Raw genomic sequence first — 17,397 nt, forward strand, 5'->3', positions numbered from 1 at the left:
AGGTATACTCCCTCGTACCTCGAAACCCAAACCGCACCTCTGCCAGTGAGACAGGACGAACTGTGATCATCGCGCACGACCTCGGCACGACCGGCGACAAGGCATCGCTGCACCACGACGACGGCCGACTGGTGGCCTCGGTCACCGTCCCCTATCCCGCGCACTTCGCCGCCGGCGGCGTCGCCGAACAGAACCCGCAGGACTGGTGGGATGCGACGGTCACGGCGACCCGAGAGCTGCTCGCCCGCACCGGCACCGCGCCCGCAGAGATCGCCGGCCTGGTCGTCAGCGGACAGATGATGGGCGCAGTCCTGCTGGACTCGGCGGGAGAGCCCGTGCGGCCCGCCATCATCTGGGCCGACACCCGATCGGGTGCCCAGCAGCGCGAGCTCGAGGCCGCGTTGGGGGCCGAGCACGCCTATCGACTGCTCGGGCACCGCCTGAACCCCACCTATTCGGTCTCGAAGATCATGTGGGTGCGCGACAACGAGCCCGATGTCTGGGCACGCGTGCGTCGCACGTGCGTCGCGAAGGACTTCATCGTGCTGCGCCTGACGGGGCGTCTGGCCACCGACCGCTCTGACGCCTCGGGCACCAACGCCTACGATCAGCAGCGCGGCACCTGGTCGGACGAGGTTCTGACGGCGGCCAAACTGGACCCGGCGCTGTTTCCCGAGATCCTCGACTCCACCGCCGTGGTCGGCGCACTCACCGCCGACGCCGCCGAGCAGCTCGGCCTGCACACCGGCGTGCGGGTGGTCATGGGCGGCGGCGACGGGCCGATGGCAGCGGTCGGCTCGGGCATCGTCTCACCCGAAGATGGCGCCTACGTGTGCCTGGGCACGAGCTCGTGGATCTCGTTCGTCACCGAGGCGCCGCTGCTCGACCCCGCGATGCGCACCTTCACCTTCGACAACGTCGTTCCCGGTCTGTTTGTGCCGACGGCGACCATGCAGGCCGGCGGCGCATCGGTGCAGTGGATCGCCGAGGCGCTCTCACCGGACCCTGCCCACCCTGAGACGGGTCGGCTGACTGCCGAAGCCGCCGACGGCATCGACACCGAGGACCTCTACTTCCTGCCCTACCTGCTCGGCGAGCGCGCCCCGATCTGGGATCCGCACGCACGCGGAGCCTTCGTGGGCATCGGCCGGCACCACACCCGTGCGCACCTCGTCCGCGCGGTGCTGGAGGGCACGGCGTTCAACTTGCTCACCTGCATCCAGGCGTTCCGCGCCTCGGGCGCCGTGATCGATCGCATCGACGCCGTCGGCGGCGGGGCCCAGAGCGATGCGTACCTGTCGGTGCTCGCGGATGTCTGGGGCATTCCGGTGCGCCGGCGCACGATCGTCGAAGAGGCCAACAGCCTGGGCGCCGCGGTGACCGCCGCGGTCGGACTGGGCCTGGCCGATTTCTCGGCCGCGCGGGCGCTGAGCGAGGTCACGGCCGAGTTCGTTCCGGATGCCGCCCGGCACGCCGCCTACACACGACGTCACGCCCGCTTCACCGCCGCGTACGAGGCACTCGAGCCCTGGTTCGCGGCCGCACCGCACGTTCAGACCGCCGACATGCTGGCAGCGAGCGGAGCCCACTGATGGCTGTGATCCTCGTGACCAGCCGGTCGTTCTCGGATGGCGACCTCGACCTCGTCGAGCGGGCCGCGGCCGCCGGGCACCGCATCATGCGCGGTCCGGCGCACCACGCCCTCGACGACCTGCGACCGTTGCTGCACGGCAGCGACGCCTGGATCGCCGGCACCGGCCCGGTGACCGCCGAGCACCTGGCCGCGGCGCCGCGACTGAAGATCATCGCGCGCTACGGTGTGGGATACGAGTCGGTCGATCTGGTCGCGGCTGCGGCGCGCGGCATCCCCGTCACCAACACCCCAGGCGCGAACGCGAACGCCGTCGCCGATCACGCCGTCGGGCTCATGCTCGCGGCGCTGCGCACGATCCCGGACGGCGATCGCCGCGTACGCGCAGGCGACTGGAGCGTCCGCCGCGGGCGCGAGCTGGGAGCGGCGACCGTCGGCATCGTCGGCTTCGGTCGCATCGGCCAGGGCGTCGCCGCGCGACTGCGCGGCTTCGGCGCTCGGATGCTGGCATCCGACCCCTACGTCCCGGCCGAGGCGATCCGCGAGGCGGGCGCCGAGCCCGCCACCCTCGACGACCTGTTCCGCGAGGCGGACCTGATCACGCTGCACGCACCAGGAGGTCAACGACTGGTCGATGCAGCCCGCGCGGCGCTCCTGCGCCGCGGCACCGTGCTGGTGAACACCGCGCGTCCCGACCTGATCGACGAACACGCCGTCGCCGCCGCGCTGCACGAGGGCGTCATCGCCGGGTACGCAGCCGACACGCTCGATGGCGACACCGCGGGCGGCGCCAGCCCGCTGCTGGCCCCCGGCCTCGCCGACCGTGTGATCGTCACACCGCACCTGGCGGCGCAGACCACCCAGGCCGTCGACAACATGGGACGCATGTCGCTCGACGACGTCATCGCCGTGCTGCGCGGCGATGCCCCCGCCCACCCCGTCACCCGCTAGGAGCAGCCGATGACCACCCTCCCTCTCTCCGATGACCACGTGGCTCCCTCTGATGACTACATGGGCTTCGTCGGCGTCACCACCGGCTCGTCGTCGATCATGAAGGTGTTCCCGCTGTGGGCCGACGTCCTCGGCCTGCCGACGCGCACCCTTGTCGGGCACGATCTACCGATGGACGCCACCCCCAGCGTCTACCGCGAGATGGTCGAGCGCATCCGCGACGACAAGCACCACCGCGGCGCCCTGGTCACCACACACAAGATGAACGTGTTCGCGGCGGCATCCGATCTGTTCGACGAGCTCGATCCGTTCGCCGTCTCGTGCTCCGAGATCTCGAGCATCTCCAAGCGCGGGGCGAAGCTGATCGGACGCGCGAAAGACCCCCTCACGGTCGACCTCGCGCTGAACGACTTCCTGCCCGCCGATCATTTCGCCCGCACCGGTGCCGAGGTGATCATCCTGGGCGCGGGCGGCTCCGGCACGGCGCTCAGCTGGGCGCTGTCCGAGCGCGCGGACGCGCCCGCACGCATCACCGTCACCGCGCGCACGCAAGACAAGCTCGACCATCTGCGAGAGGTGCACCGCCAGCACGGCACTCCGGATGACCTGATCCGCTACGTGGTCACTCCGCACGCGACCGACGCCGACGCTCTCGTCGAGGCGGCCCCTCCTGGTTCGGTGATCGCGAATGCGACGGGCCTCGGCAAGGACCGCCCCGGTTCCCCTCTCACCGATGCCGTGGTCTTCCCCGAACGAGCGTGGGCGTGGGAGTTCAACTACCGCGGTTCGCTGGAGTTCCTGCACCAGGCCGCCGCCCAACGCGACCGCCGGGCGCTGCAGGTGGTCGACGGCTGGCGCTACTTCATCCACGGCTGGTCGCAGGTCGTCGCCGACGTCTTCGAGATCGAGCTGACCCCCGACACGGTCGACCGGCTCGCGGCGGCAGCGGAGTCGGTGCGCTGATGACCGCCGTGGTGCGCACCGTCCTCGGTGACGTCGAACCGGCGGCGCTGGGCAGGGTGAATTACCACGAGCACCTCTTTCAGGTCTCGCCCCTGCTGCCAGGGGACGAGCTCGATGACGAGCAGTCCTCGAGCGCCGAGGCCGCCCTGTTGCGAGCCAGTGGGTTCGAGACGATGGTCGACGCCACGCCGTTCGGGCTCGGGCGCGACCCCGCGGGGTTGGCGCGGATCAGCACCGCCACCGGACTCGGCGTGATCGCCACGAGCGGTCGGCATCGAGAGGCCCACTACGCGCCGGATCATCCGACGCGCACAGCGGACGCCGCACAGCTGGCCGCCCTGTTCATCGCCGATGTGCGCGAGGGGATGCCCGCGACCGACGCCGATCCGCGCGGACCGCGCGCGCTGTCACCGACCGGCGCGCCGGTGCGCGCCGGCATGCTCAAGGGCGGCGCCGACTACTGGCGGATCAGCGCGTTCGAGCGCACCACGCTGATGGCCATCGCCGCGGCGCACCGCACGACGGGCGCGCCCATCATGGTGCATCTGGAGTTCTGCACCGCCGCACACGAGGTGCTCGATCTGCTGGCGGACGAGGGGGTGGCTTCCGACCGCGTCGTGCTGGCCCACGCCGACCGCGACCCCGATGCCGGTCTGCATCTCTCGCTCACCGAGCGCGGCGCCTACCTCGGCTACGACGGCTACGCCCGCCCGCGCACGCGCTCGGATGCCGAGCTGCTGACGCTGACAGACACGGTGATCGCGGGCGGCGGGGGCGATCGCATCGTCCTGGGCGGCGATGTGGCACGCGCCACCCGCTACATCGCCTACGGCGGCATGCCCGGACTCGCCTATCTCGGCGAACGGTACCTGCCGCGCCTGCGCAGCGCCGTCGGCGATGCGGCTGTCGACGCGCTGATCACGACCAATCCGGCACGTCTGCTGGCCCTGCACTAACGGGCACCGCACGACAGCAGAAGGCCCCCTCGCTCACGCGAGGGGGCCTTCTGCTGTCGTGTCAGATCATTCGTAGAGGACTGCCGCGATCTTCGGGTCGTCGATGTTGTCGGCGTCGTACCAGTACGAGCCGGTGTCGTAGAACTCATCGAGCGTCTCGCCGTTGGCCGCGGCCACGGCCGACTCGACGGTGCGGGCGCCGATGCCGATCGGGTCCTGGGTGATGGCACCGGCCATCGTGCCGTCCTTGATGGCGTTGATCTGGGCCGCACCCGAGTCGAAGCCGATGATCGTCAGCTCACCCTTGGCCAGCCCGAGCTCGTTGACCGCGTTCACCACACCGATGGCCGAGCCCTCGTTGGTGCCGTAGATGCCCTTGAGGTCGGGGTGTGCGGCGATCATGCTCTTGGCGATGTCGGCCGACTTCAGGTGGTCGCCATCACCGTACTGGATGTCGACGATGGTGATGTCGGGGTAGTCGGCCTCGATCTTCTCGACGAAGCCGTCACGGCGCTCGACACCGGTCGAGTTGATCTGCGAGTGGCCGACGATGGCCACTTCGCCCTCGCCGCCGATCAGCTCGGCCATGTGCTCGGCGGCCAGCGCACCGGCGGCCTTGCTGTCCGTGGCGGCCAGGCTGAGCCCGACGTCTCCGTTGCAGGGGGCGTCGAAGTAGACAACCGGGATGTCCTTCGACTTCGCCTGCTCGAGCGGGGCGACGCACGCTTCGGGGTCGAGTGCCGCGTAGCCGATGGCGTCGGGGTTGCTGTTGATCGCGGTGGTCAGCATGTCGAGCTGCTGGGCGATCTCGGTCTCGGCTGCGGGGCCCTCGAACGTGACACGCACGCCGAGCTCCTCGGCCTTCTGCTCGGCACCCGTCTTGACGGCCTGCCAGAACTGGTGCTGGAAGCCCTTCGAGACGAGGGCGACGTACATCTCGCCGTCGTTACCGGACTCGCCCGCGGGGCTCTCGCTGACCACGTCGCCGCCACCGCAGCCGGCGAGGGCGATAGCGGAGGCTGCGACGATCGCCGCGAATGCGGTCTTCTTACCAAATCGCATGGAAACTCCATTGTTCTCTGTGTGCCGACCGAGGTCGGCGGTGTGGACATCTGGTGCTGTGCCGTGCGGATCGCTCCGCGGGTTCGGCCGGAGCCGATCGGGTGGTGGCAGGCACGGGTATCGCCGCCACCCGAGTCATCAGGTGCGCTGTCGATTGCGCAGCGAGTCGAAGAACACCGCCAGCAGCACGACGACGCCGACGACGACGTTCTGCCATTCGGGCTGGATCGACATGATCCGCAGGCCGTTGACGAGCACGCTCATGATCAGCGCGCCGATCACGGTGCCGACGATCGATCCGCGCCCACCCAGCAGCGAGGTGCCGCCGATGATCACGGCCGCGATGGCCTGCAGTTCGTAGCCCATGCCGATCTGGGGCTGGGCGGAGTCCAGTCGCGACGCGATCACGACACCGGCGACGCCGACGAACGCGCCGGCGAACATGTAGACGAAGATCGTCCAGCGGCGGGTGTTCACGCCCGAGAGCCGCGTGGCCTCTTCATTCGAGCCGATCGCGAAGGTGTAGCGGCCGAGCAGCGTCTTCGACAGCACGAGAGCCGCGACGACCGCGAGCACCAGCGTGATCAGCACGGCGTTCGGGATGCCGGGGATCAGCGTTCCCAGCGCGATGCGCTTGAACTCGGGAGCCGACGTCGAGAAGTAGATGGGTCGCACGTTCGAGATCACCAGCGCCAGGCCACCGGCGATCATCATCATCGCCAGTGTGGCGATGAACGGGGGCAGTCGCAGGATGGTGATGTTCACACCATTGACGAGCCCCATCAGCACGCCGGTGGCGATTCCGCCGAGCACGCCGACCCAGATCGGCATGCCCCAGTTCGTGATGAACACACCCGTCATCACGGCCGAGAGCGCCATGCCGGTTCCCAGAGACAGGTCGATGCCGCCGGTGATGATGACGAAGGTGGTTCCGAGTGCGAGGATCGCGATCACCGCGGTCGACAGCAGCACCGTGGTGAGGTTGCTGACAGTGAAGAAGGCGGGGCTGGCGATGGCGAAGAAGGTCACCAGCACGATCAGCGTGCCGAATGCCAGCGACTGCTGCAGCTGGCGCTTCAGCATCGCGCCGACGTCGCGCTTGTCGGTGTTCTCGTTCACGGCCTGCTGAACGACGGTCGTCGTCGATCCGGGCTGCTTCGGCGTGCTCATTGTTCTTCCTCCCCGTGGGCGGCGAGCTGCATGATCTTCTCCTGGCTGGCTTCCTCGTTGCGGAGCGTTCCGGTGATCCTGCCGTTGGCGAACACGGCGATGCGGTTCGCGACGCGCAGGATCTCGGGCAGCTCCGACGAGATGACGATGATGGACTTGCCCGATGCCGCGAGCTGCTGCATCAGACGGTAGATCTCCTCTTTGGCACCGACGTCGATCCCTCGGGTGGGTTCGTCGAAGATGAGGATGTCGCAGTCGCGCATCAGCCAGCGGGCGATGACGACCTTCTGCTGATTGCCTCCCGACAGCAGCTTGACGATCTGGTTGACCGAGGGGGTCTTCACGCGCAGCTGCTGCACGTATTCCTTGGTCTGGTTCTTGGCCTTGCGGTCGCCCATCCAGCCGATCGCATTGGCGTAGGAGTCGAGCGAGGCCAGCACCGTGTTGAACGTGACGTCCTGGTCGAGCATCAGCCCGAGCAGCTTGCGGTCCTCCGAGAGGTAGCCGATGCCACGCTTGACGGCGTCCTCGGGCTGGCGGATGCGGGCGACCTTGCCGGCGATGCTGACGGTGCCGGCGTCCTTGCGGTCGGCGCCGATCACGGCACGGGCCGTCTCGGTGCGACCAGCCCCCATGAGTCCCGCGAAGCCGAGGATCTCGCCCCGATGCAGTTGGAACGACACGTCCTTCAGCAGTGCCTTGGTCGACAGCCCCTGCACGTCGAGCACTACCGGGTCATCGAGGTGCTCACGCGCCGCGGGACGCGTGCCCTCGTCGATGGTCCGACCGACCATCATCTCGATGATCCGGGGAATGCTGATCTCGGACTTCTCGAGCGAGCCGATGTACGCGCCGTCGCGCAGCACGCTGACCCGATCGGCCAGACGACGCAGCTCGTCCATGCGGTGCGAGATGTAGACGATGCCCGTGCCGCGCTGCTTGAGCTGCTCGATCAGCACGAACAGGGTCTCGACCTCGGTATCGGTCAGCGCCGACGTGGGCTCGTCCATGATCAGCACCTTGGCGTTGAACGACAGCGCCTTGGCGATCTCGACCATCTGCTGCTCGGCGACGGTCAGCTCGCCCACCTTCTGTCGTGCGTCCAGGCGGATGCCCAGACGTGCCAGCAGCTCGTCGGTCTGCTTGTTCAGCGCACGCTCCGAAAGAAACGGACCGGTCTTGGGCTCGCGGCCGATGTAGATGTTCTGGGCGACCGTGAGGTCGGGCATCATGTTCAGTTCCTGGTGGATGATCGTGATCCCCAGTTGCTGTGCTTGCAGCGGGCTGGTCAGCTCGACCGGCTGCCCTTCGAAGTGGATGGTGCCCTCATCTCGGGTGTAGATGCCCGAGAGGATCTTCATCAGGGTCGACTTGCCGGCGCCGTTCTCTCCGACGAGAACGAGCACCTCGCCCGACCGCACCTCGAGGTTCACATCCTGAAGCGCCTGCACACCGGGGAACCCTTTGCTGATCCCGGCCATGCGGAGGATGGGTTCGGTCATGTTGCCCTACTCCCTTGGAGGTTGCGGACCCCTCTTGGAATCCATTTCAAACATCGGGTCAATTGTGCGCTTCTCGCGGTTTCGATGCAAGTTGTATCTAAATGTATCTAAGAATGCGCGGTTGCGCCAGACCTGTAATAACAAGTTGATTACAGGGCGTCAGTGCAACGCGATCGACTCCACGGCGACGAGCTTGTCGCGGATGAACCGGTTGGCGTGCGCCCCCAGCTCGTCACTATCGGTCCAGAGATTCCGCCAGATTCCGAGCATCCGGCTGAGGTCCTCGGCGACCACCGCCGACGAGAACGACTCGAACACGATCGGGCCGTCGTAGCCGATACGGCCGAGTGCTTTGAAGAACGCATCGAAGTCGACCGTGCCGGTACCCAGGTACCCGCGGTGGCTCTCACCGATGTGGACGTAGCGCAACAGCTCGGCGGCATCCAGCACAGGAGCGGTCATATCCGACTCCTCGATGTTCATGTGGTACGTGTCGAGGTGAATGCCGAGCCCCGACCGATCAACCTGCCCCACATACTCGACCGCCTGTCTCGCGGTGTTGAGCACATTGGTCTCGTAGCGGTTGACCACCTCGAGCGACACCTGCACGCCCCGCGACGCCGCATGATCGACGACGCGTGCGATCGACCGCTGACTGCGTGCGACACCGGCCTCCGAAACAGGAAGCATGTACTTCTTCATCGCCGAGTAGATCACTCCGCAGAAGTGCGTCCCGCCCAGATCGGCCAGCACATCGACCGCCCGCATCAGCAGCGCTTCACCCGCCGCGACCACCGCGGGGTCGTCGCTGGTCACATCGGTCGCATCCGACAACCCCAGTGAGGCGCTCACAGCCAGGCCGTGCTCGTCGAGCACGCGCCGCGCGGCACCGACGTCGAAGGCGAACGGGTCCATCAGGGGGAACTCGATCAGGTCGAAACCCGCCTCGGCGGTCTTGCGCACCGCCCGTTCGATCCCGGCGGCGTCGAACGTGCCCGTCCACACCAGTCCATGGCATCCGATGTTCATCACAGCTCCTTTGCTGGTTTCTCTTCACTTCTGTCTGCGTCTACGGCCGCAGCGGCCGGGAACCGTCAGGCCGACGGATGCCCGACGACGCCCTTGCGCAGCAGGGCGTTGCCGTACTTGCGGGTCTCGCCGGTGCGCACCATCAGATAGGCCCCCTTGGCCACGTCGTAGTACGCGAAACGCTCCACGAAGCGCGTGGTCTGCACCGTCGTGCCCGCGGCCGTCATCAGTTCGCGCTGCACATCGAGCACCGTCGCGTCGGCCGACTCCATCAGGTCCATACCCGGGGCGTCATCCAGCGGCAGCACCGAACGGATCGCGGCGACCACCTCGGGCGTCGTCGTGCCCGGCAGGTCGATCACGCGCGCGCCGAGCGCCCACGCGGGGAAGTGGGCGTCGGCGACGACGACCGCATCGGAGTGCCCCATGCGATCGAGGTGCAGCAGCAGTTCACCCGTCAGCAGCGGGTTGATTCCTTCGAGCATCGTCGTGTCCTTCTGTCAAGCTCCGGTCAAGCGGGAATGAGCCCCTCGGCGGCGAGGTTCTGCCACAGCTCCGCCGGAATCGGCAGCGCCGCGTACTCGGCGTTCTGCGCAAGCTGGGCGGGCCGGCTGCCACCGACGACGACCGAACGCACGGCGTCGGCCTGCAGCGGGAACTGGATCGCCGCGGCGGGAAGCGGCACGCCGTGGTCCTTGCAGATATCGGCGATGCGCACCAGACGGTCCCACAGCTGCTCGGGCAGCTGACCGTACTCGTAGCGCCCGTCACGGGTCGGCTCACTCTTCGCGAGCAGCCCCGAATTGAACACCGATGCGGCGACGATGCCCGTGCCGCGCTCATCACACGCCGGCAGCACCTCGGGCGCAGCCGGCTGCTCCAGCAGGGTGTAGCGGCCGGCGACCATGATGATGTCGAGGTCGGCTTCGCGCACGGCCCGAGTCAGGGCATCCGACACCATCGATCCGATGCCGATCGCCGTCACCGCGCCCTCGCCACGCACCTTCTCAAGCGCCGGGAACGCCTCGGCCAGCGCGAGATCGAGATCATGCCGCTCGGGGTCATGCAGGTAGAGCAGATCGATGCGGTCCAGCCCCAGGCGCTCCTGCGACTCGGCAATGCTGGCGCGGATGCCCGCCTCGGTGAAGTCCCACTCGCGACGCAGGTCGTCAGGCACATGGAAGTCGTTGTCGGTGTCGAGTCCGCCGGACTGGTGCTCGGGGTTCGGGCGCAGCAGACGCCCGGCCTTGGTCGAGACGACGAACTCGTCGCGCGGCTTCGTCTGCAAGAAGGCGCCCAGGCGCTTCTCGGAGAGCCCCAGCCCGTAGTGCGGCGCAGTGTCGAAGTAGCGGATGCCCGCATCCCAGGCCGCCTCGAGCACCGCCCAGGCCTCATCGTCGGTGAGCGGCCGGAACAGGTTGCCGACGTTGGCGGCACCGTACCCGAGGGTCGGCAGGGCCAGGTCGGTCGATTCCGCGTCAGTCAACAACGTGCTGTCCTGTCCAGGTGTACTTTGCAATGCTCTCGGCCTTCATCTCCATGCTCGTGCCGGGCTCCGTCGGCGCCATGTACGACCCGCCCTGGATGTCGGTGGGGATCACGAAGTGCTCGTGCAGGTGATCGACGTACTCGATCAGGCGCCCCTCACGCGTGCCGCTGACGGCCACGAAGTCGAACATCGACAGGTGCTGCACGGCCTCACACAGGCCCACGCCACCCGCGTGCGGGCACACCGGCTTGTCGAACTTGGCGGCGAGCAGCAGGTTGGCGATGTTCTCATTCACTCCGGCGACGCGCACCGAGTCGATCTGCATGACCTCGATGGCCTCGGCCTGCAGCAGCTGCTTGAAGATCATCCGGTTCTGAGCGTGCTCGCCGGTGGCGACGCGGATCGGGGCGACTCCACGGGCGATCTCGGCGTGACCGAGGATGTCGTCGGGGCTGGTGGGCTCCTCGATCCAGGCGGGGTCGAACTCGGCGAGTGCGTTCACCCACGCGATCGCCTCCGAGACCTCCCAGCGCTGGTTGGCATCGATCGCGATCGGGAAGTCCGGTCCGCACACCTCGCGCGCCTTGCGGAAGCGGCGGATGTCGTCTTCGAGGTCGGCGCCGACCTTGAGCTTGATCTGGGTGAAGCCGTCAGCCATCGCCTCGCGGGCCAGACGTTCGAGCTTCTCGTCCGAGTAGCCCAGCCATCCGGGGCTGGTGGTGTAGCCGGGGTATCCGGTGGCCAGCAGCTCGGCCTCGCGCTCTGCGCGACCGGGCACCGCGGCGCGCAGGATCTCGAGCGCCTCGTCACGGGTCAGCGCGTTGGTCAGGTACCGGAAGTCGACCAGGTCGACGATCTGCTCGGGCGTCATGCGCGCGAGCAGCTGCCACAGTGGCAGACCGGCGCGCTTGGCCTTGATGTCCCAGAGTGCGTTGATCACCGCGCCGATCGCCATGTGCATGACGCCCTTCTCGGGGCCGAGCCAGCGCAACTGCGAGTCGCCGATGATCTCGCGGAATGTACCGCCCATGTCGTCGAGCAGCGGTTCGATCTCGCGCCCGACGAGGTGGCCCGCGAGGGCGTCGATCGCGGCGACCTGCACGTCGTTGCCACGGCCGATCGTGAAGACGAAGGAGTGCCCCTCGATGCCGTCGGCCGCATCGGTACGCACCACCACGTAGGCCGCCGAGTAGTCGGGGTCGGGGTTCATCGCATCCGAGCCGTCCAGGCTCAACGACGTGGGGAAACGGATGTCGCTGGTGTCCAGCGCGACGATACGGCTCACAATGCTCCTTCAACGCGTCGGAGTGCCCGACGCAGATCACTTGGAAGTGTAAACATCCGATGTCTATACTGTCAACGGCGACAGCCCCCATGGCGCCCGCCCCCGAAGACGAGAAGGAGAACCATGAAGTTCGCGCGACTTGGCGAGGTCGGAAGAGAGATCCCCGTCGTCATCGACGCAGACCGCACCTTCGATCTGCACCCCGTGACATCCGATGTAGACGGCGCGTTCCTGGCTGACGAACCCGTCGCCCGCACCCGCGCCGCACTCGACGCCGGTGAGCTGACCGAGCTGACCGACGCCGACCAGCTGCGCATCGGCGCGCCGATCGCCCGCCCCAGCGCGGTCATCTGCATCGGCCAGAACTACGCCGCCCACGCCCGCGAGTCGGGCTCCGAGCCGCCCACGGTGCCGATCATGTTCCTGAAGACGCCCAACACGGTCGTCGGCCCGAACGACACCGTGACGATCCCCCGCGGCAGCGAGAAGACCGACTGGGAGGTCGAGCTCGGCATCGTCATCGGCGCGCGGGCGGCCTACCTCGACTCGGTCGACGAGGCCGCGGCGCACATCGCCGGCTACGTCGTCGCCAACGACGTCTCCGAGCGGGCCTTCCAGATGGAGGTCTCGGGCGGGCAGTGGTCCAAGGGCAAGATCGCCTTCGGCTTCAACCCCACCGGCCCGTGGCTGGTGACCCCCGACGAGGTCGACGTCGACAACCTCACTCTGAAGAGCTTCGTCAACGGCGAGGCCCGACAGGACTCGAACACCAACGACATGATCTTCGACGTGCGCACCATCGTGCACCACCTGTCGCAGTACGTCACCCTCGAGCCCGGCGACCTCATCCTCACCGGCACCCCGCAGGGCGTCGCCTTCGGCGGCAAGTTCCCGTACCTGAAGGCCGGCGACGTCGTCGACATCGAGATCGAGGGCCTGGGCGCGCAGCGCCAGGAGTTCGTCGCCTGGGAGCGTGCACTGTGAGCGGCCAGCTCGACGGACTCGTCGCGATCGTCACCGGCGGCGCCTCGGGTATCGGCGCCGCCGTCGCCGGAGCGCTGCACGCCGAAGGCGCGCAGATCGCGGTACTCGACCGCGACATCGCCCACGCCGATGCCGCCTTCGCCGCGTTCACCGCAGATGTCTCCGACCGCGCGTCGGTGGATGCCGCCGTCGCGGCGGTCGCAGAGAAGTTCGGCCGCATCGACATCGTGATCAACAACGCCGGCGTCGGCGCCCAGGGCGATATCGCCGCGAACGACGACGACGAATGGGCGCGCGTGCTCTCGATCAACGTCACCGGTATCGCGCGAGTGACCGCGGCGGCGCTCCCCTGGCTGCGGCGTTCGCCCGCCGCTGCCGTGTGCAACACGGCATCCATCGCCTCCACCACGGGACTCCCCCAGCGCGCTCTGTACTCGGCATCCAAGGGCGCCGTCTCGGCGCTGACCCGGGCGATGGCCGCAGATCACCTGCGCGAGGGCATCCGCGTCAACGCCGTCAACCCCGGCACCGCCGACACCCCCTGGGTGGGGCGCCTGCTCGACTCGGCCGACGACCCCGCCGCCGAGCGCGCAGCGCTGAACGCTCGCCAGCCGCACGGCCGCCTGGTCTCGCCCGACGAGGTCGCCGGCGCCGTGCTCTACCTGGTCAGCCCGCTGTCCGGTTCGACCACCGGCACCTGCATCGAGGTCGACGGCGGCATGGCGCAGCTGCGCCTGCGCAGCGAGTAGTCGCGCCTTCGGCCGGCTTGTCGCCCGCATTCCGGTCGCAGTTTCTCCCGCATCCGCCGTCGCGTTTTCATTCCGGTCGCAGTTTCTCCCGCATCCGCCGTCGCGAAGCGGGAGAAACTGCGACGGGAACCACCCGGCGGATGCCCTCACCGACGCACCGCGCGTCGGCGCCTGTGGATAACCGGCTCGGCACCGGCCCCGAGATGCCATCGTGGGCGGATGCCACCGCGCCCGCGCCCTCTCCCGACTCACCTTCCCACGCACTTCGCCGTGCGGGACGCCGCGGTCGCAGGAGTGAACCGCGGGCGCCTGCACCGCGCCGACCTGGATCGCCCGTTTCAGGGCGTGCGCTCCCGCCGCACGGGGTCCTCCGCCACGCCAGAGCCCGCAGATGCGTTCGCGCGCCAGCGTCACGAGCACAGACTCCGGACGTTGGCCTACGCGCCGCGACTTCGACCGAACCAACTGATCAGCCACGAGAGCGCGATCGCCCTCATCGGCGGACCGATGCCGCTCGCGCTCGACGAGAACGGCCCCCTCGACGGTGCGACCCTACCCGTGCACGTCAGCACCCGAGGCGCGGGACCGCTCGTGCGCGCGGCAGGCGTGCGTGGCCACCGAATCCCTGAAGAAGTGCCGTGGCTGGAAGGGGACGGCATCAACGCCGTGCATCCGGCGTTTCTGTGGACGCAGATGGGCTCGTGGAGCGTGCCCGACCTCGTCGCACTCGGTGACTACCTGTGCCGCCGGCACCGGCCGGGTCCCGGCCGCCCGACAGTGGGGCGCCAACCGTGGACCACGATCACCGACCTGCGCACCATGCTGGCGTCCGGACGCCGCATCGGCATTGCGCGGCTCCGCACGGCGGTGGACCTCATCCGCGAAGACTCCTGGTCCCCGCGGGAATCGCTGTTGCGATATCGCATCGTGATGGCCGGACTGCCCGAGCCCGCGCTCAACCACGACGTGTTCACCGCGGACGGCCGATTCCTGGCCTGCGTCGATATGGCGTATCCGCAACGAAAGGTTGCCATCGAGTACCAGGGCCGCCTGCACCATGCAAGCTACGCGGCCGACGTCGAGCGGATCGCCGCACTACGCGCCGCAGGCTGGACGGTGATCGAGGTCACCGATGCCCTCTACCGCCGCCCCGATGAGCTCATCGCACGCATCCGCCGGGCACTGGCCGGCTGACCTGCGCTGGCCGGCCGAGTCGCATCCGCCCTCGCCGCTGCTCGCGCCCGCCATTCCGGTCGCAGTTTCTCCCGCATCCGCCGTCCGGCTCTTCATTCCAGTCGCATTTTCTCCCACATCCGGCGCCGCGAAGCGGGAGAAAGTGCGACCGGAGCAGCCGAACCAGCCGAAGCAGCGCCCGAAACGTCAGCGGATGCCGTAGAACGTCAGCGCGTTCGACCAGAAGATCGCGTCGGCGTCGAGGTCGTGACCCGCGGCCCACTCGGCCACCGTGCGGAACCACTGCTGCCGGGAACCGACCGCGTAGTCGCTGCCGTCCGCGATGGACGACACCGGCCAGTCGCTGCCCCACATCAGCCGGTCTGGCCCGAACACGTCAAGCGCCACGTCGAGGAACGGGGTGATCTGCGCATCGGTCCACACCCCGCCGGTTTCGGCGGGAAGCCCCGACAGCTTGCAGAACACCTGCGGATGCCGCGCCAGCGCCGCGAGATCGCGTCGCCAGTTCTCCCCCGGGGCGAGCGGAGCGGATGCTGAGCCGACGGACGGCTTGCCCAGATGATCCAGCACGATCGGCAGGTCAGGCACGGATTCGGCGAGTGCCGTGACGTCGGCCACCTGCGACTCGCGCACGCACGCGTCGAACGTCCATCCCCGGCGGGCGAGCTGACGCGCTCCGCGCCGGAACGTCTCCGTCCGTGCGTAGCCGTCGGGCTCGCCTTGCAGCAGGTGCCGCACGCCCACGACTCGCTCAGACGCGGCGAGCGCTTCCAGCTGCTCGTCGGTCGCCGCTCCGCGATCCAACCTCGCCCCCGCCACGATCGCGACGACACCGGATGCCAGGGCGATCGAGTCCACCCACCGCACCTCTTCGAGCGCCTGACCGTCGATCGGTTCGGCCTGAATGAAGATCGCGGCTTCCTCGTCAACGCCGCTCAGCTGCTCCTCATTGATCTCGAGGGCTGCGAACGTCGCGTCGAGCGGCCCCGCAAGCCAGTCGTAGGCGAGCACCGTCGGGTCGATGAGGTGGAGGTGAGAGTCCATGACGCGCATGCACCCATGCTCACACACCTCACCGAGACATCCGATCAATATGCGAAGATGTGCGCATGGCTGTGACAGACGAGGCGATCGAGAAGATCAAGGCGATGATCGTGTCGGGCGAACTCGGTCCCGGCGACCGCCTGCCGCCCGAGAAGGAACTCGCCGAGCGACTCGGCCTCTCGCGCAACTCGATGCGCGAGGCGGTGAAGGCGCTCGAGGTCATCCGCGTACTCGATGTGCGCCGCGGGGACGGCACGTATGTGACGAGTCTCGAACCGCATCTGCTGCTGGAGGCGATCACGTTCGTCGTCGACATGCACGATGATGACTCGCTGCTGGAGCTGTTCGCCGTGCGCCGCATCCTCGAGTCCCAGGCGACCGCGCTGGCCGCGGGCCATGCCGGCGCCGATGATGCCGGTGCACTGCTCGACGAGGTCAACGCCGTCGATCCGCAGACCGTATCGATTGACGACCTCGTGGCGCATGACACGCACTTCCACTCGCAGGTGGTCAGCCTGGCCGGCAACGGATATCTCGCCAGCCTGATCGACGGCCTGAGCAGTCAGACCATTCGGGCGCGGGTGTGGCGCGGGCTCACCGAACAGGGGGCCGTGGAGCGCACGCTCTCGGAGCACCGCGCGATCGCCGAGGCCATCGCGAACCACGATGCGACGCTGGCGGCATCGCTCGCGAGCGCGCATGTCGCCGGTGTGGAGCGCTGGCTGTGTCAGGCGGCTCAGGCCTGACGCGGCCGGTTCTGCTCAGGCTCCGAGCCGCACCATCGCGGCGTCGAACTCGGCGGCTGACGAGTCGCTGACCGGGTGCGCGAAGAGCTCATCGAGCACGGCCGGTGCGGCCGTGAAGTAGGGCACGCCGTTCTCGCGCAGCGCGACGATGTCGTCGGCCGAGCGCAGACTCGCGGCGAGCACGTCCGTGTCGCTGTCGGCGCACACCGCCTGCATGCGGGCGATGAGTCCGTCGCCGTCGAGGCCGGCGTCGCGCATCCGCCCGAGGTAGGGGGCGATGTACCGCACGCCGATGCTGGCGCAGGCGAGCGCCTGCGCCACGGAGTAGACGGCGGTGACGAGCACGGTCGCCCCGTCGCGCACGAGGGCGGATGCCGCCGCGAAGCCTTCTTCGGTGGCGGGCACCTTGACGGCGATGCGGTCACCCAGCTCGAGCAGGCCCGCGGCGTTGCGCAGGAAGGCGTCCCGGTCACCGCCCCAGGTCTGGAAGAAGACCTCGCGTGCACCCTGGCCGGTCCAGCGCGCGTAGAGTTCTGGGATGTCGGCGGCCGTGCGGCCGCCGCGCTCGAGGATGGTCGGGTTCGTCGTCACGCCGTGGATCACGCCGGCGTCGAGCAACCGTCCCACACGTTCGACATCAGCACTGTCCACATACAGCCGCGGCGCGGTCATCCGGTCTCCT

At 68.5% G+C, this 17,397-nt stretch carries 17 protein-coding genes; 8 read left to right on the forward strand and 9 right to left on the reverse strand.

Annotated features, from left to right (window positions below; all coding sequences use genetic code 11):
• The first annotated feature begins 62 nt into the window (after positions 1 to 62).
• Genes xylB through ACLD0U_RS13375 form a run of 4 tightly spaced genes read left to right on the forward strand, consistent with a single transcriptional unit; the run spans position 63 to position 4,461 of the window.
• Positions 63 to 1,592 (forward strand): xylulokinase, encoded by a 1,530-nt coding sequence (gene xylB / locus ACLD0U_RS13360; RefSeq protein ID WP_206821572.1) that lies wholly within the window; start codon positions 63 to 65, stop codon positions 1,590 to 1,592.
• Entirely contained in the window at positions 1,592 to 2,542 is a 951-nt protein-coding gene (locus ACLD0U_RS13365; RefSeq protein ID WP_410340904.1) for a phosphoglycerate dehydrogenase, read from the forward strand. Before xylB ends, ACLD0U_RS13365 begins: the two co-directional genes overlap by 1 nt.
• Positions 2,543 to 2,551: 9 nt before the next feature.
• Positions 2,552 to 3,505 carry a shikimate dehydrogenase family protein gene (locus ACLD0U_RS13370; RefSeq protein ID WP_410340905.1) on the forward strand — a complete coding sequence of 318 codons (954 nt, stop codon included), beginning with the start codon at positions 2,552 to 2,554 and terminating at the stop codon, positions 3,503 to 3,505.
• On the forward strand, positions 3,505 to 4,461 hold the full coding sequence (locus ACLD0U_RS13375) for a phosphotriesterase (protein WP_410340906.1): 957 nt from the start codon (positions 3,505 to 3,507) through the stop codon (positions 4,459 to 4,461). Before ACLD0U_RS13370 ends, ACLD0U_RS13375 begins: the two co-directional genes overlap by 1 nt.
• A 66-nt stretch (positions 4,462 to 4,527) precedes the next feature.
• On the opposite strand, the gene ACLD0U_RS13380 is transcribed toward ACLD0U_RS13375, so the two are convergent.
• The 7 genes from ACLD0U_RS13380 to ACLD0U_RS13410 all read right to left on the reverse strand — a co-directional run bounded on the left by ACLD0U_RS13380 (position 4,528) and on the right by ACLD0U_RS13410 (position 11,998).
• Positions 4,528 to 5,523, reverse strand: coding sequence for an ABC transporter substrate-binding protein (locus tag ACLD0U_RS13380; protein WP_206821568.1), 996 nt, complete (start codon positions 5,521 to 5,523; stop codon positions 4,528 to 4,530).
• Between the two features lie 138 nt (positions 5,524 to 5,661).
• Entirely contained in the window at positions 5,662 to 6,693 is a 1,032-nt protein-coding gene (locus ACLD0U_RS13385; RefSeq protein ID WP_410340907.1) for an ABC transporter permease, read from the reverse strand.
• Entirely contained in the window at positions 6,690 to 8,195 is a 1,506-nt protein-coding gene (locus ACLD0U_RS13390; RefSeq protein ID WP_179409828.1) for a sugar ABC transporter ATP-binding protein, read from the reverse strand. The genes ACLD0U_RS13385 and ACLD0U_RS13390 overlap by 4 nt, the downstream gene beginning before the upstream one ends.
• A 159-nt stretch (positions 8,196 to 8,354) precedes the next feature.
• Positions 8,355 to 9,224: a sugar phosphate isomerase/epimerase family protein gene (locus ACLD0U_RS13395; protein ID WP_179409827.1), complete on the reverse strand. Its 870-nt coding sequence runs from the start codon at positions 9,222 to 9,224 to the stop codon at positions 8,355 to 8,357.
• Positions 9,225 to 9,289: 65 nt separating this feature from the next.
• A complete protein-coding gene (locus tag ACLD0U_RS13400) occupies positions 9,290 to 9,709 on the reverse strand; it encodes an RbsD/FucU family protein (protein ID WP_179409826.1) in 420 nt (139 codons plus the stop codon).
• A 26-nt stretch (positions 9,710 to 9,735) separates the two neighbouring features.
• Positions 9,736 to 10,710 carry an aldo/keto reductase gene (locus ACLD0U_RS13405; protein ID WP_410340908.1) on the reverse strand — a complete coding sequence of 325 codons (975 nt, stop codon included), beginning with the start codon at positions 10,708 to 10,710 and terminating at the stop codon, positions 9,736 to 9,738.
• A complete protein-coding gene (locus ACLD0U_RS13410; protein ID WP_410340909.1) occupies positions 10,703 to 11,998 on the reverse strand; it encodes an L-fuconate dehydratase in 1,296 nt (431 codons plus the stop codon). Before ACLD0U_RS13410 ends, ACLD0U_RS13405 begins: the two co-directional genes overlap by 8 nt.
• A 123-nt stretch (positions 11,999 to 12,121) precedes the next feature.
• On the opposite strand from ACLD0U_RS13410, the gene ACLD0U_RS13415 reads away from it, so the two are divergent.
• The 3 genes from ACLD0U_RS13415 to ACLD0U_RS13425 all read left to right on the forward strand — a co-directional run bounded on the left by ACLD0U_RS13415 (position 12,122) and on the right by ACLD0U_RS13425 (position 14,925).
• A complete protein-coding gene (locus ACLD0U_RS13415; protein ID WP_410340910.1) occupies positions 12,122 to 12,982 on the forward strand; it encodes a fumarylacetoacetate hydrolase family protein in 861 nt (286 codons plus the stop codon).
• Entirely contained in the window at positions 12,979 to 13,731 is a 753-nt protein-coding gene (locus tag ACLD0U_RS13420; RefSeq protein WP_206821561.1) for an SDR family oxidoreductase, read from the forward strand. The genes ACLD0U_RS13415 and ACLD0U_RS13420 overlap by 4 nt, the downstream gene beginning before the upstream one ends.
• A gap of 432 nt (positions 13,732 to 14,163) precedes the next feature.
• Entirely contained in the window at positions 14,164 to 14,925 is a 762-nt protein-coding gene (locus ACLD0U_RS13425; RefSeq protein WP_410340911.1) for a DUF559 domain-containing protein, read from the forward strand.
• Positions 14,926 to 15,111: 186 nt separating this feature from the next.
• Here ACLD0U_RS13425 and ACLD0U_RS13430 read toward each other — a convergent pair whose 3' ends face one another.
• Positions 15,112 to 15,969, reverse strand: coding sequence for an amidohydrolase family protein (locus tag ACLD0U_RS13430; protein ID WP_410340912.1), 858 nt, complete (start codon positions 15,967 to 15,969; stop codon positions 15,112 to 15,114).
• Positions 15,970 to 16,034: 65 nt separating this feature from the next.
• Here ACLD0U_RS13430 and ACLD0U_RS13435 point away from each other — a divergent pair, with 65 nt between their 5' ends.
• Positions 16,035 to 16,715 carry a FadR/GntR family transcriptional regulator gene (locus tag ACLD0U_RS13435; protein ID WP_410340913.1) on the forward strand — a complete coding sequence of 227 codons (681 nt, stop codon included), beginning with the start codon at positions 16,035 to 16,037 and terminating at the stop codon, positions 16,713 to 16,715.
• Between the two features lie 15 nt (positions 16,716 to 16,730).
• Here the strand turns inward: ACLD0U_RS13435 and ACLD0U_RS13440 are convergent, their stop codons facing one another.
• A complete protein-coding gene (locus ACLD0U_RS13440; RefSeq protein ID WP_179409820.1) occupies positions 16,731 to 17,387 on the reverse strand; it encodes a transaldolase family protein in 657 nt (218 codons plus the stop codon).
• Positions 17,388 to 17,397: the final 10 nt, after the last annotated feature.

It is taken from the genome of Microbacterium sp. 2216-1, assembly GCF_046507855.1.
Classification (GTDB): Bacteria; Actinomycetota; Actinomycetes; order Actinomycetales; family Microbacteriaceae; genus Microbacterium; species Microbacterium esteraromaticum_C.

Excerpts from the sequence above, each read along its gene's own strand:
- ACLD0U_RS13385 (WP_410340907.1), bottom strand. The coding sequence starts at position 6,693 with ATGAGCACGCCGAAGCAGCCCGGATCGACGACGACCGTCGTTCAGCAG.
- ACLD0U_RS13375 (WP_410340906.1), top strand. The coding sequence starts at position 3,505 with ATGACCGCCGTGGTGCGCACCGTCCTCGGTGACGTCGAACCGGCGGCG.
- ACLD0U_RS13435 (WP_410340913.1), top strand. The coding sequence starts at position 16,035 with ATGGCTGTGACAGACGAGGCGATCGAGAAGATCAAGGCGATGATCGTG.
- ACLD0U_RS13390 (WP_179409828.1), bottom strand. The coding sequence starts at position 8,195 with ATGACCGAACCCATCCTCCGCATGGCCGGGATCAGCAAAGGGTTCCCC.
- ACLD0U_RS13400 (WP_179409826.1), bottom strand. The coding sequence starts at position 9,709 with ATGCTCGAAGGAATCAACCCGCTGCTGACGGGTGAACTGCTGCTGCAC.
- ACLD0U_RS13395 (WP_179409827.1), bottom strand. The coding sequence starts at position 9,224 with ATGAACATCGGATGCCATGGACTGGTGTGGACGGGCACGTTCGACGCC.
- ACLD0U_RS13365 (WP_410340904.1), top strand. The coding sequence starts at position 1,592 with ATGGCTGTGATCCTCGTGACCAGCCGGTCGTTCTCGGATGGCGACCTC.
- ACLD0U_RS13440 (WP_179409820.1), bottom strand. The coding sequence starts at position 17,387 with ATGACCGCGCCGCGGCTGTATGTGGACAGTGCTGATGTCGAACGTGTG.
- ACLD0U_RS13370 (WP_410340905.1), top strand. The coding sequence starts at position 2,552 with ATGACCACCCTCCCTCTCTCCGATGACCACGTGGCTCCCTCTGATGAC.
- ACLD0U_RS13415 (WP_410340910.1), top strand. The coding sequence starts at position 12,122 with ATGAAGTTCGCGCGACTTGGCGAGGTCGGAAGAGAGATCCCCGTCGTC.
- ACLD0U_RS13380 (WP_206821568.1), bottom strand. The coding sequence starts at position 5,523 with ATGCGATTTGGTAAGAAGACCGCATTCGCGGCGATCGTCGCAGCCTCC.
- ACLD0U_RS13430 (WP_410340912.1), bottom strand. The coding sequence starts at position 15,969 with ATGGACTCTCACCTCCACCTCATCGACCCGACGGTGCTCGCCTACGAC.